Origin of the sequence: Marvinbryantia sp. (assembly GCF_047017445.1) — a bacterium.
In the GTDB taxonomy this organism is placed as follows: domain Bacteria; phylum Bacillota; class Clostridia; order Lachnospirales; family Lachnospiraceae; genus Marvinbryantia.
The window spans coordinates 18,415-31,624 of sequence record NZ_JBKXTT010000023.1 but is presented as its reverse complement, the minus strand read 5'-3'; the positions used below and the strand labels follow the sequence as shown (position 1 = coordinate 31,624).

Sequence of the window (13,210 nt, the reverse complement as noted above, 5' to 3'; positions counted from 1 at the left end):
TGTCTACATCCTTCCATTTTTCATATCGTCTAATATCTCGTCGATCATCGTATGCACTTCATCGCCGCTGATGTTTTTGCAGCAGCCTTTTGCCAGAAGCACCCGCAGGGCGCTGCGCATCTCCTCCATTGCCTGCATCTTGTCCACATCCAGCGAGACAATAGCGCCTCTTCTGCGGTCAAGCTGCAGAAACCCTTCCTGGCGCAGTACGGAATACGCCTTGTTTACCGTGTGCATATTGATGCCGATGTCGTCCGCCATCTGCCGCACGGACGGCAGCGCGTCCCCCTCGTGAAGGGCGGACGTCGCGATTCCCAGAATAATCTGATTCCTAAGCTGTATATAGATCGCCTCGTCGCTCTGAAAATCAATTTCAATTATCATCTGTAACCACTTCCGTTTCATTTTGTTATATACATTATAGCACAGTTGATCGCAGATGCAAGGAAAAGTTTCTGGAAAAAAGGACTGCCGTTTTTCGCGGCAGTCCCTGTTCTTTATAAGTCAATCATCTCTACGTTTACATCCGGCTCTTCCGTCTGCGGGTGCACCATAACCGGTTCCGTCGGCGCCTGTGCGGCATTTGCCGCCGGCCTCTTCGGCTGCGGCGCTGCGTTTGCCTGCGTCATCTCCGGCTGTGGCGCTGCATTTACCGGTGCCGCTGCCGCCTCCGGCTTCTGCGCCGGTGCGCTTGCCTGTCCCGGCATCGGCTGTGCCTGCAGTACCTGAGAAGCATTCCCAAATGTCTCCTGAACGCTTGTAGATACGTCTGTCATCGGCTGTGCTGCGTAAGTTCTCTCCGAAGCCATGCCGCGCGGCATATTCTGCTGAGGATTATAGTAATAGGTCTGCTGCATATTCTGTTCCTTACGTGCAAACTCATTGTTATCTTCTGACAATTCTCTTGCTTCCTTCAGATCTTCTTTCAGATCCCTGTTGCGCAGACTCTGATTGATTATGAAGAAGAGCAGCAGTACGGCAAAGCCAACCAGACCATACATGATCTTCATCAGCAGATTAATGCGTTCTGTAAGATCTTCATTCTCAGTCGTGAGAGTCGTCACCTGATTCTGCATCTGCTCATACTGGATCTGCTGCTCGTGCGCCGCCTCGCTCGCTGCCTGCTCGGACTGTCTCGCAGCCTCCTCAGACGCCTGCTGCTCCGCAGACTTTTCCGTCTCCGGCGCTTCCGTCTCCGCCGCGGCGTCCGTCGATACATACAGTGTATAGGATACCCGTGCGCCGTTGGCAGCTTCTACCGTAATGTAGCAGGTAGAGGTGCCGTCCTCGCCAAGCTGTGTGCCGCTGATGTCAACAATGGATGCGCTCTCATCCGATGTGACCGGGCTTAATAGCAGCTCTGTGGTACCTGCCGGAACCGTAACATTATACTCCCACGTGGAATATACGAATTCCGGTGAACAGGATGTGGCATTTTCCAGTCCAAGACTGTACAGAGAGTTATCTCCCGATGAAGCGGATGCCGTCATGCACATCATCCACAGCGCCGCGATCGCAAATACAACCGCGCATTTAAAAGTTCTTTTCAGTGTTTTCATGATACTACCTCTCTTTTGCATTTTTTAATTTGCTTCATCAATCGCTTTTCCGATGTCATGACGATAATATTTGTTGTCAAAGTCGATCCAGTTCACTGCCTCGTACGCATTTGCGCGCGCTTCCTTTAAATCCTTTCCTGTAGCGGTGACGCCGAGCACTCTGCCGCCGTTTGTGACGATGCCCTCGTCGGTGCGCTTAGAACCGGCGTGGAACACGTAGTAGCCGTCCTTATCCGCAAAATTCTCCAGACCGCGTATCACAAAGCCCTTCTCATATTTTACCGGATAGCCCGCGGAGGCAAGCACCACGCAGACCGCCGCGTTGTCCTCAAATTCCAGTTCTGTTTCATCAAGCGTGCCGTCGATGCACGCCTCAAAGACGTCCACGATATCGGTTTTCATACGCGGAAGCACGACCTGCGTCTCCGGATCGCCAAATCTTGCGTTGTACTCCAGCACCTTGGGACCGTCCGCCGTCAGCATCAGGCCAAAGAAAATAATTCCTTTAAATTCTCTTCCCTCCGCCGCCATCGCATCCACAGTCGGCTGGTAAATATGCTTCTGACAGAATTCGTCGATCTCCTTCGTATAGAACGGACTTGGCGAGAAGGTTCCCATACCGCCGGTATTCAGTCCGGTGTCGCCGTCCCCTGCGCGCTTGTGATCCTGCGCGCTTGTCATGGTCTTTATGGTCTTTCCATCCACAAACGAGAGCACGGACACCTCTCTGCCTGTCATAAATTCTTCGATCACCATGCAGTTGCCGGAAGCTCCGAACTGCTTATCAAGCATGATCGTCTTTACGCCTGCCTTCGCTTCCTCCAGATTATTGCAGATCAGCACGCCCTTTCCGAGCGCCAGCCCGTCCGCCTTTAAAACGATCGGGAACTTCGCCGTCTCCAGGTATGCGAGCGCTGCCTGCGGATCGTTGAAGTTTTCGTATGCCGCCGTCGGGATATGGTACTTCTTCATCAGATCCTTGGAGAATGCCTTGGAGCCCTCCAGGATCGCCGCGTTCGCGCGCGGTCCGAACACGCGGAGCCCTCCTTTTTCAAAAACGTCCACAACGCCGCCCACCAGCGGATCATCCATGCCGATGACCGTCAGATCGATTTCTTTTTCCTTCGCAAATGCCGCCAGCTTCTCAAATTCCATCGCGCCGATGTTCACGCACTCCGCATACTCTTCGATGCCCGCGTTTCCCGGCGCACAGTATATCTTTTCCACTCTCGGACTCCGGGCAACCTTCCATGCGATCGCATGCTCTCTGCCGCCGCTCCCTACAATCAGTACCTTCATTGTTCTCCTCCGCTTATCATCACTCTGCCGTTTTCTACCTTCACGCAGCCGTTTGCGATCAGATTGATCGCCTGCGGCATGATCTGCCACTCTGCTTCCTCCATCACGCGCCGCTGCAGAATCTCCGGCGTGTCGTCCGGTTTTACTGCAACCGCCTTCTGCAGAATGATCGGTCCGGTGTCCGTCCCCTCATCCACAAAATGCACCGTTGCCCCGGTAAGTTTTACGCCGCGCTCCAGTGCCTTTTCGTGCACCCGCAGCCCATAATAGCCGGTTCCGCAGAAAGACGGGATCAGCGCCGGGTGGATGTTGATAATTTTATTCGGGTACGCCTGTACCATCTCTCTCGGAATTACCACCATACATCCCGCCAGCACGATCAGATCCGGCCCATACGACTGGATCTTTGCGAGCAGCGCCCGGTTGAATGCATCTCTCGTCTCAAACGACTTCGGAGAGACGCAGACGCCCTCAATGCCCGCCTGCTCTGCTCTCTTCAGCGCATAGGCGTTCGGATTGTTGCTGATCACCGCCGCAATTTCTGCATTCGTGATCTTCCCCGCCGCCATCGCATCGATGATCGCCTGCAGGTTTGTCCCGCCGCCGGATACCAGCACTATCATTTTCAGCATAATTCCACGCCTTTCTCACCCGCGGCAACGCTGCCGATCACATATGCCGTCTCACCTGCCGCCGCAAGAGCCGCTTTCGTTTTTTCCACGTCCGCCGGGTCAACCGCGAGCACCATACCGATACCCATGTTAAACGTATTATACATCATCTGTTCCGCGATCTGCCCTTCCTTTGCGAGCATTTTGAAGATTGCCGGAACCTCGTAGCTGTCCTTTTTCACCACTGCCCGCGCGCCGTCCGGCAGCATTCTCGGAATATTTTCATAGAAACCGCCGCCGGTAATGTGACTGCAGCCTTTAATGCGCACACCCGCCTCTTTGACGCTGCGCAGCGCCTTTACGTAGATCCTTGTCGGGGCAAGCAGCGCCTCGCCCAGCGTCTTTCCAAGCTCTTCATAATATGTATCTAAAGCTTCCTTATCCATGGAGAACACCTTGCGCACCAGCGAAAAACCGTTGCTGTGCACGCCGGAGCTTGCGATACCGATAAGCGTATCGCCAGCCTTAATATCCTCTCCGGTAATCAGATCCTTTTTATCAACTACGCCCACCGCAAAGCCTGCGATATCGTATTCGTTCTCCGGCATCAGCCCCGGATGCTCCGCCGTCTCGCCGCCGATCAGCGCACAGTCAGACTGTACGCAACCTTCCGCCACACCGCTTACAATCGCCGCGATTTTTTCCGGATAATTCTTTCCGCAGGCAATGTAGTCCAGGAAAAACAGCGGCTCGCCGCCCGCGCAGGCAATGTCGTTCACGCACATCGCCACCGCGTCGATGCCGATGGTGTCATGCTTATCCAGAATGAAGGCAAGCTTCACCTTGGTGCCGCAGCCGTCCGTGCCAGAAAGCAGCACCGGCTCTTCCATATTTTTGATCTTCGCCAGCGAAAACGCGCCTGAAAAACCGCCGAGGCCGCCGAGGACCTCCTCCCGCATGGTACGCTTTACATGCTCCTTCATCAGCTCCACGGATCTGTATCCGGCTTCGATATCTACTCCAGCTTTCTTGTAATCCATAACCTTTCTCCTCTCGCCGTTCCTGTTAATACGCCTTATATCCGACTTCCTTCAGTCTCGCGTCCTTTGCCTCCACCTGCTTTTTCAGCTCCTCAGAGTAAGCCTTCAGACGTTCAAGAAGCGCGTCGTCGGAGGTCGCCAGGATCTTCGCCGCAAGCAGTCCGGCGTTTGCGCCGCCGTTGATCGCCACGGTCGCCACCGGGATGCCGGACGGCATCTGCACGATGGAGTACAGGGAATCTCTTCCGCCGAGAGAGCTGGTGTGCATCGGGATGCCGATGACCGGCATCGGGAAGATCGCCGCGCACATGCCCGGCAGATGCGCCGCCATGCCCGCTCCCGCAATGATTACCTTCCAGCCCTTTGACTCGGCTGATTTTGCATATTCAAAAAAAGTATCCGGCTCACGATGCGCGGAAATGATCGACATTTCATATTCCACGCCAAGCTTGTCCAGAATGTCCGCCGCTTTTGCCATAACCGGCATATCAGAGTCGCTGCCCATTACAATTCCAACTTTTGCCATGATCTTTCTCCTTTAACAATTCTGTAATATGTCCATTGTACTAATTCTTTTCCTGCTTGTCAACATCCATCGAACGATCCATCGGGCGATTCAGCTCTTCACAGCCCGGCAAAACGAAGCGCCCGTCCTCGATGACGGAAATATGCTCTCCCTCCGCCGTGATCACCTCGATCAGCGCCAGCTCGCGGTAGGGGATCGTGATGTCGGTGTGGCATCCAAAATAAGCCTTCGACACGTCGGTCTTTCGCAGCAGCGATACCTCGTTGTCTCTGGCGATGATCTCCTTTCCGTCTGGATTAAACACCGCCGTGTCCTCCGCCCAGCTGTAGCAGGTATCGCCGACCGCAAAATGCGGTCCCATCTTTTCCGCGATCAGGATCGGCAGCTTATCCCCGATCTGATATTTCTCCGCCATCACATACGCCGTCGTGTTGGTGCCGATCGCAAACTCGCCGATCGGCAGCGTGTCGTGGTGGAACAACACGTTCTCATGAACGTAATCCCTGTTTTCTTCTTCCGAAGCAAAATTGCTGCAGGTGTAATCTGCAATCATACCGTCTTTAAATGTGATGTCCAGGTTATGATAGCACAGCTCGTTCAGGTAAACCTTCGTCACATGCAGCCTGCCGTTCGTGCCCGCCAGCTTCGGGGAGGTGAACACCTCACCCACCGGGATATTAACGTCCGCCACGCAGTTTTCAAACAGCGTCTCCTTTTGCGGATTTTTCAGCTCCGGAAGCTGCACCGTGAGATCCGTGCGGTTTTCTCCTTTTCCGAGGATATGCACCTGCACGCCCTTATCCAGCGTATTGATGATCGTCTGCTGAATGCGCTGGTAAAGATGATAATCCAGGGTATTTATTTTCACCGTCTCACGGAAGATCGCCTCAAAATCGCTGCCGATCTCCGGCACGGGGAACGCGATGATCGTGAAGCTGCGCTCGTCGCCCTTAATGTAGCGGTTCGTGATCTGCATGGACTCGTTCGCCATCTCCACCGCCAGTCCCTGCTGTTTTTCGGAGAGATGGTATGCCGCCGGTTTTGTCTCCGGCACAAACGGAATCTCGCCAAAGGTCTCCACAAGCGCCGGACCTGCGTGCACATACGCCAGCTCTTTATATTTTTCATAGACCGTGCGCATCACGCCAAGCTTGCGCTCCACAAACGCCTTGTCAAGATAAATCGCATTGTCGCCCTTGTGGTCGTAGTCAAACTGCTTGTTTGGAATCGCGCCGAAATAGCCGACGCGCTCATGCTGGCGGCGGTTGACGCTGTGCGCCGCCGCCCGGTAGATGACCGGTTTAAGCCCCATCTGCGCAAAATTTTCGATCGCGCTGCGGATCATCCGCTCAAAGCCGAGCCGGTAGCGGATATTGACCGTTTTCTTCTTCGAAAGATCCTTCTTTCCGAGAATAAAACCGATGCGGTAGCCTTCCGTGTACACCGACGCCATCCGGTCGATCTCCGCCTGCGGAAGAGAGTTTAAGAATGCCGCCGTCTGCAGCTCATTTTCGGAAACGTATTCTCCATATTTATAGAGATAGCGCAGATCCGACAGATCAGACTCCATCACAATGCGCGCCGCAAAATCCACAGAAGGATCGACCGAGCTGCGAAGGCGTTTTTCCACAAGCAGATCGGCGTAATCGCTCACATGCCAGTACACGATCTGCTGAATCTGCCGGTACGTGGGCAGCTCGTCTTCCTCAAAGCAGTTGTAAACCTCGATAAACAGCTCGCACAGAGAAGCGATATCCTCCAGATCCCCCTCAAACGCCGCCGGGATCATGCTGCGGATTTCCGCATATAAAAAAGAAAGAATCCGTCCGTGTACCTCTCCCAGAGTTTCCACCGCATAAGCCGGATTTCCATAGCTTGTCTCATATTGCTCCGGAAGGATATCCTCATAAAGCGCATGGTTTACCTGCTGCCACTTTTCCAGCGAATATTCCTTCGTCCTTCCCTCTGAAAGCTCCGCAAGCATTTCCTTTATCTGCAAAATAAATACCGCCGTCCGCCGAAAATAACCGTCAAACGGCTCCGGTACCTCCGCTTTGCCTGCGATCTGCGCGATGCGCTCCGCTGCAAGAGCAAATCTCTCTTCTACCAGTTCGTCTGTCTGCTGCATGTTGTTCTCCTTTCCCTATATTTCTCCCCTGATGCGCCTTTTGTACAGGGAAAATTTATACCCCGATCAGATACAGCGCCAGCCAGAGGACAAACACGATCCCGCTCAGCACTGAACCGATCTTCGGGTATTTATATTTGATATTTTTTTCTGAAAAGCTGGAGACGCCGACAATAAACCCTGCGAGCGCAAACATCAGTCCGCTGACGCCAAACGCCCCGGCATAGATCCCGGCATCGCCGCGCATATAATAGGAAGCGTAGATCATCGCCAGCAGAAATACCAGCGAAATACTTCCCATGATTGTCGAAATAATCCCATTCACCGAATTCTTTTTTTCCGTGAAGGAATACATCATTTTTTTAGCCATATCGTTTTCTCCTCACCCGGTTGCACACCGTAAAAACAAGAAACCCAAGCACGCCGCCGAGTGTATTCAGCATCAGATCGTCCACATCAAAGCTGCCGACCTTCGAGATGAGCTGCGCACACTCCACAAGCAGACTAAACTCAAAGCTCAGAAACGTGATCACAAAAAAGTTGCGCGCCTTGTGGTTCAGCACCGGCAGGATCGCCCCAAAAGGCACAAAGCAGATCACATTGCCAGCCAGGTTCGTGAACACCGCCCAGAAGCCCAGCTCCTCCCGGTATATCCAGAAACGGCGGATTTCCCTGAAGGGCTCCAGATTGTACGCATACTCCCGCTCCGTATACACTCTGCCGAACCCTTCCGAGAAAAACAAAAAGTAGGTCAGCAAAAACAGATACAGAATAAACAGCACGATGCTGAGCGCCTGTATTTTTCGTTTTGTTTCTATCGTCACCGGAATACCTCTGTCTTACAGCATAATGTTTTTCCGCGAAGCGAGGAGCCTCGCCCCGTTCACGATCGCAATAACGCCCGCACTTAGCCCGACCACGATCACCAGAATCCCGATTACAATGTCGCCTGCGCCCGTTGCGCTCAATGTGCGGTAAATTTTTTCGTTTTCATTCATAGTCTGTCTCCTTATTTTGCCCCGTACTGCGCGTAGTACGCGTCAATCGCGGCTTTCAGTTCATCATTAATTATGATATTTCCTTTATAAGGTTTATTATGCAGATGTTCCACAACTTCTTTCATCGTAACGATCGCATTTGTCTCGAAGCCGTACAGCTCCTTTACTTCATCGAGCGCGCACTGCTTTCCGCCCTTGCCGACCTCCATGCGGTCCAGGGACACCATCAGACCGACGATCTCCACATTTGCCGCGCCGCGCACCTTGGGCACCGTCTCCTCCATTGACTTTCCGGAGGTCGTCACATCCTCGATCATCACCACGCGGTCGCCGTCCTTTAGCTTGCTGCCGAGAAAGCTTCCCTTATCCGCGCCGTGATCCTTTTCCTCCTTGCGGTCGCTGCAGTAACGGATTTCTTTTCCGTACAGCTCGCTGAACGCCACCGAGGTGACTACCGCCAGCGGAATGCCCTTGTACGCCGGTCCGAACAGTACGTCAAAATCGTCGCCGTATTTGTCGTGGATCGCCTTTGCGTAATACTCGCCGAGCTTCTTTAGCTGCGCACCGGTCACATAACCGCCCGCATTCATGAAAAACGGGGACTTTCTGCCGCTCTTCAAAATAAATTCGCCGAATTTTAATACCTGGCAGTCTACCATAAACTCAATAAATTCCTGCTTGTAGCTTTCCATATCTGTAAATCTCCTTTTTATGCAATTTCACGCGAACGTAATCGTATTTTCAAGTGCGCCGTTAATATCGTTTACCGGCACGCATCACCCTGCAGCGCTTTTTATAACAGGCAATCCCATACTTTAAAATACGCGTACTGCCTTCGTCACGGAGCGTTTCTTCATAACGGTTCGTCTCAATCTGTTCAAGCGCCTTCCGGCAGCACTCGTCCAGATTTCCGTTTTCCGCATATTTCACCTCGATCACCACGCCGGTTTCCTCATCTTCCATCATGAGCAGGATATCACTGTATCCATCTCCCGCTTCCTCATTGGAAGATACGATCCATGCGTTATAGCAGCTCAGGATTCCAAGAAGTATTCCGTGATAAAAGTTTTCTTTCAGACGTTTTTTCACAAAGGTGTCCCGGATACTGATCGTTCTTCTCAAAAAATCTGTAAAACGCTTCTCCACCTCCGCCGCATCGCCCTCCTGCAGCGCCCGGCAAAACGCTTCGGTATCCTCTCTGTTGCTGCGCATATCCTCCTTAAAAAGAGCCATGATCTGTTCCGTATAAATTTCCCGGATTTCCATATTTGGAATCGCAAGACAGAACGTTTTCTTATCCGGCTTTCCCCTTTGCGTGAGATAGCCAGTCGTAAAAAGGACGCTCCAGATGTTGTCCACCGTGCTGTACATGTCCTGGTAGGTCAGCTCCTGACGGATTTCTTTTCGAATCGTCTCTCCGGCAACTAGCCTTTCAATCTCCTGTTTTACAGCCGCCGTATCCGCCTGCTTTATGAAGCGTCTTACCGCATCATTGCTGCTGGTATTTGACCAGTAATTCTGCGGCTGCGCCTCACTGTCTGCCCTCAATTTCCCGCAATGACAGATTACATCCCAGGGGCAGTAGACATCAACACTGCCAAACCGATACCCGTCGTACCACTCTTTCACTGCGTTATAATTACCGGACAGTCCATAGTATTCCAGTAATTCCCTCACTTCCGAATCTGTAAATCCAAAGTGCTCTTCGAATTCTACATCTGCAATCGTCAGCACCCGCAGATTATTCAGCCCGGTAAAAATACTTTCTTTTGAAATGCGCATACAGCCCGTGAGCACTGCAAGCTGCAGACTTTCGTTTGTTTTCAGTGTCTGCTCAAACAGATTCCGGATGAATAACACCATCTGCTCATAGTAGCCCTGTTCAAAGGCTTTCGCAAGAGGCACGTCGTACTCATCAATTAATATAACCGTCTTTTCTCCATGATGCTTAAAGAGCAGTTCTGACAGGACCTTCAGGCTGTTGCACAGAGCTCCCTCACTTACCTCTGCGTCCAGCAGTCTGTCGTAGGCTTCTTTGTCGCGCTGCGTAAGCCGTTCACTCTCCAGAAGATACTGGAAACGCCGGATCTCCCCCTGGAGCACCGGCACCGCCATCTCCAGCGCTTTTTCATAGGAGATAGCGTTAAGCCCTTTCAACGATACAGAGATGACCGGAAATTTTCCCATATATCTTTCACACAGCTCTTTTTCCTCCGAGATTTTAAGACCGTCAAAAAGTGCCGGGTCGCTGTTCACGTCGAAAAAGTATCTCAACATACTCATATTTAAGGACTTGCCGAACCTGCGCGGACGGGTAAACAGATTTACCTTGCCCCAGTTTTCCAGCAATTCCTTGATCATCCCGGTTTTATCCACATAATAAAAGCCTTCTGTACGGATTTCCTCAAAATTCTCGATTCCGATGGGAAGCATCTTTCTTTTTGTATCCATTCCGTTCTCACCTCCTGCCTGCGCCCTGCACAGTTAGCGGTTTTCCAGCGCTCCGTTAATATCCTTTACCATATCCTCCACTGCCGCGCGGCTTGCCTCCGCAAAATGCTCCGGACCATATGCGGCATACTTTTCCTGTTTATAAGCCGCAATGATTCCGCGGGAGGAGTTGACGATTGCACCAAGGCCATCCTCATTAAAGAAATGCACGAGGTCTTTTCCCCTGCCGCCCTGCGCGCCGTAGCCCGGCACTAAGATATAGGTTTTCGGCATAATTTTGCGCAGCACCTTGCCCATCTCCGGATAGGTTGCGCCGACTACCGCGCCGACATAGCTATAGGTGTCGCCCATGCAGGCTTCGCCCCACTCTGCCACTTTTTCTCCAACCAGTTCGTAAAGCGGTCTGCCGTCCACGAGCTGATCCTGGAACTCTCCGCTGGATGGATTGGAGGTCTTGACCAGAATAAACAGCCCCTTCTTTTCCTCCCTGCAGACGTCAATAAACGGATTGACGCCATCCGAACCGAGATAAGGATTCACCGTTGCAAAGTCCTCATCGAACGCTGCGTAGGATCTGCTGCCCACCTGCACCTTTCCAAGGTGTCCGACCGCATACGCCGCCGATGTGGAGCCGATGTCGCCGCGCTTGATATCTCCGATCACCACCAGTCCTTTTTCCTGGCAGTAATCGATCGTCTTTTTATATACCTTCAGTCCCTCAACGCCAAACTGCTCGTACATCGCGATCTGCGGCTTCACCGCCGGAATCAGATCCCAGGTGCAGTCTACAATTTCTTTATTGAATTGCCAGATCGCCTCCGCAGCGCCCTCCAGCGTCTCGCCGAATTCCGCGAACGCCTTTTGTTTGATATGTTCCGGGATATAGCCAAGCATCGGGTCGAGCCCCACCACGATCGGTGCTTTTGTTTTCTGAATATTGCTGATTAATTTGTTAATCATCTGATTTCCTCCAGTCTGCAGTTATCTGTCGCTTATTATACCGTATCTTCCGGTGTTTGTAAAATAGAAAATACCCGGAAGCCTGCGCTTCCGGGTACCTTTTGTTTCATTTTTATTCTTATGCCTCTGATTCCGTTTCGGTTTCAGCCGCAGTCTCGCTTTCTGATTCCGTTTCGGTCTCTGTTTCTGTCTCGCTCTCGGCCTCTGCAGTCTCTGTTTCGGTCTCCTCTGCTGCTTCAGCAACAGTCTCGCCCTCCGTCTCGCTTTCTGCCTCGGTCACAGCTTCCTCCGTGGTTTCTTCCGTTCCCTCAACGAAGGTGTTGTTCTCTACCAGGAAATCCATCACCTTGTCTAAAAGCAGGGATTTACGCAGATAGCTTTCACCATAATAATCCTCCAGCTCTTCAATGGTGACTGTCGGATCCTCTCCTTCTGTTTCTCCGATAATCTCATTGAGACGCTCTGTGTATTCCGTATCGTCGATCTCGATTCCTTCTGTCTCTGCGATCGCCAGCATTACCATCTCCTGCGGAAGAACGGATTTCAGCTGCTCTTCCAGTGTTGCCGTGAAGGTTTCCTCATCCATTCCATAAGCTTCGATCAGCTCTTCATAAGTCATGCCGTACATCTCCGCCATCGACTTATAATTGTTCTTCGTCATTTCCATATTGTACTCAAGATACTCGACCGGATAACCGTTCACTGTCGCGTTATCTACAACAGTCGTCAGCAATGTCTGCTTTGCAAGGTTCTCATTCTCAATTGCCGCGGATTCCTCCAGCTCCTCACGCACACTTGCCCTGTACTCTTCCGCCGTCATACCATCCGCTACCTTCGCTGCCACCTCATCGGTCAGCTCCGGAACACGTGACAGAGAATTTACGGTAACATGGAATACAACATCCTTGCCCGCCAGATCCTCACTGTGATAGTTTTCCGGGAAGGTAAGGTTCAGATCCGTTGTCGCGCCTACTTCCACGCCAATCAGACCGTCCTCAAAGCCGTCGATAAACGTGCCGGAACCGATTTCCAGAGAATAGCCCTCTGCGGAACCGCCGTCAAACTCTTCGCCGTCCACTTCTCCAACATAATCAATATTTACGGTATCGCCCTCTTCCACGGTACCCTCTGTCAGCGTTTCGATGGTATTTGTGTCAATCATCGCCTGTACATCTTCATCGCTGACCTCTACCGGATCCTTTGTAACTTCCAGACCCGTGTACTCTCCAAGCGTGATGTAGTCAAGCGCAACATATTCCGGCATTTCCAGAACGGCTTCCGTTTCGGTTTCGCTCTCCGTCGTCTCTTCAGAAGTCTCCTCGCCCGCTTCGGTTGCCTCTTCCTCAGTCGTCTCCGCTTCCGTGGTCTCTGCCTCTGTTACCGCCTCTGTGGTTTCTTCCTCGGTTTCTGCTTCGGTCGTTTCTGCCTCCGTGGTTTCTTCCTCGGTTTCTGCTTCCGTAGTCTCTGCCTCTGTGGTTTCTTCCTCAGTTACTGCTTCCGTGGTCTCTGCCTCTGTGGTTTCTTCCTCAGTTACTGCTTCTGTGGTCTCTGCCTCTGTGGTTTCTTCCTCAGTTACCGCTTCCGTGGTCTCTGCCTCTGTGGTTTCTTCCTCAGTTACCGCTTCCGTGGTCTCTGCCT

At 52.2% G+C, this 13,210-nt stretch carries 14 protein-coding genes; all 14 read right to left on the bottom strand.

Translation table 11 applies throughout. The features are described from left to right. Positions 1 to 3: 3 nt before the first annotated feature. Positions 4 to 384, bottom strand: a complete 381-nt coding sequence (locus ACLU9Q_RS18545) for a GntR family transcriptional regulator (protein ID WP_296907759.1) — start codon at positions 382 to 384, stop codon at positions 4 to 6. A 113-nt stretch (positions 385 to 497) separates the two neighbouring features. Further along, entirely contained in the window at positions 498 to 1,559 is a 1,062-nt protein-coding gene (locus ACLU9Q_RS18540; protein ID WP_296907756.1) for a cadherin-like beta sandwich domain-containing protein, read from the bottom strand. Between the two features lie 24 nt (positions 1,560 to 1,583). Then, the gene (gene purD, locus ACLU9Q_RS18535) at positions 1,584 to 2,858 is read right to left on the bottom strand and encodes a phosphoribosylamine--glycine ligase (RefSeq protein WP_302592275.1); all 1,275 of its coding nucleotides are present in this window, start codon (positions 2,856 to 2,858) and stop codon (positions 1,584 to 1,586) included. Further along, entirely contained in the window at positions 2,855 to 3,490 is a 636-nt protein-coding gene (gene purN, locus ACLU9Q_RS18530; RefSeq protein ID WP_296907748.1) for a phosphoribosylglycinamide formyltransferase, read from the bottom strand. The genes purD and purN overlap by 4 nt, the downstream gene beginning before the upstream one ends. Continuing rightward, the gene (purM, locus tag ACLU9Q_RS18525) at positions 3,484 to 4,509 is read right to left on the bottom strand and encodes a phosphoribosylformylglycinamidine cyclo-ligase (RefSeq protein ID WP_296907745.1); all 1,026 of its coding nucleotides are present in this window, start codon (positions 4,507 to 4,509) and stop codon (positions 3,484 to 3,486) included. Before purM ends, purN begins: the two co-directional genes overlap by 7 nt. Positions 4,510 to 4,534: 25 nt before the next feature. Further along, positions 4,535 to 5,035: a 5-(carboxyamino)imidazole ribonucleotide mutase gene (purE, locus tag ACLU9Q_RS18520; RefSeq protein ID WP_296837297.1), complete on the bottom strand. Its 501-nt coding sequence runs from the start codon at positions 5,033 to 5,035 to the stop codon at positions 4,535 to 4,537. A 40-nt stretch (positions 5,036 to 5,075) separates the two neighbouring features. After that, positions 5,076 to 7,163: an aminopeptidase gene (locus ACLU9Q_RS18515; RefSeq protein WP_296907742.1), complete on the bottom strand. Its 2,088-nt coding sequence runs from the start codon at positions 7,161 to 7,163 to the stop codon at positions 5,076 to 5,078. A gap of 55 nt (positions 7,164 to 7,218) precedes the next feature. Further along, complete coding sequence (locus tag ACLU9Q_RS18510; RefSeq protein WP_296837302.1) at positions 7,219 to 7,533, bottom strand: DUF6142 family protein; 315 nt, start codon at positions 7,531 to 7,533, stop codon at positions 7,219 to 7,221. Then, the gene (locus tag ACLU9Q_RS18505; protein ID WP_296837304.1) at positions 7,526 to 7,987 is read right to left on the bottom strand and encodes a VanZ family protein; all 462 of its coding nucleotides are present in this window, start codon (positions 7,985 to 7,987) and stop codon (positions 7,526 to 7,528) included. Before ACLU9Q_RS18505 ends, ACLU9Q_RS18510 begins: the two co-directional genes overlap by 8 nt. 15 nt (positions 7,988 to 8,002) lie before the next feature. Continuing rightward, positions 8,003 to 8,161: a hypothetical protein gene (locus tag ACLU9Q_RS18500; protein ID WP_296837307.1), complete on the bottom strand. Its 159-nt coding sequence runs from the start codon at positions 8,159 to 8,161 to the stop codon at positions 8,003 to 8,005. A gap of 11 nt (positions 8,162 to 8,172) precedes the next feature. Next, on the bottom strand, positions 8,173 to 8,853 hold the full coding sequence (gene pyrE / locus ACLU9Q_RS18495) for an orotate phosphoribosyltransferase (RefSeq protein WP_296837310.1): 681 nt from the start codon (positions 8,851 to 8,853) through the stop codon (positions 8,173 to 8,175). Between the two features lie 61 nt (positions 8,854 to 8,914). Continuing rightward, on the bottom strand, positions 8,915 to 10,612 hold the full coding sequence (locus ACLU9Q_RS18490; protein WP_296837314.1) for an AAA family ATPase: 1,698 nt from the start codon (positions 10,610 to 10,612) through the stop codon (positions 8,915 to 8,917). Between the two features lie 33 nt (positions 10,613 to 10,645). Beyond that, positions 10,646 to 11,572 (bottom strand): orotidine-5'-phosphate decarboxylase, encoded by a 927-nt coding sequence (gene pyrF / locus ACLU9Q_RS18485; protein WP_296837317.1) that lies wholly within the window; start codon positions 11,570 to 11,572, stop codon positions 10,646 to 10,648. 118 nt (positions 11,573 to 11,690) lie between these two features. Beyond that, positions 11,691 to 13,210: trigger factor (tig, locus tag ACLU9Q_RS18480; protein ID WP_302226127.1), on the bottom strand; the 1,520-nt coding region annotated here is incomplete at its 5' end.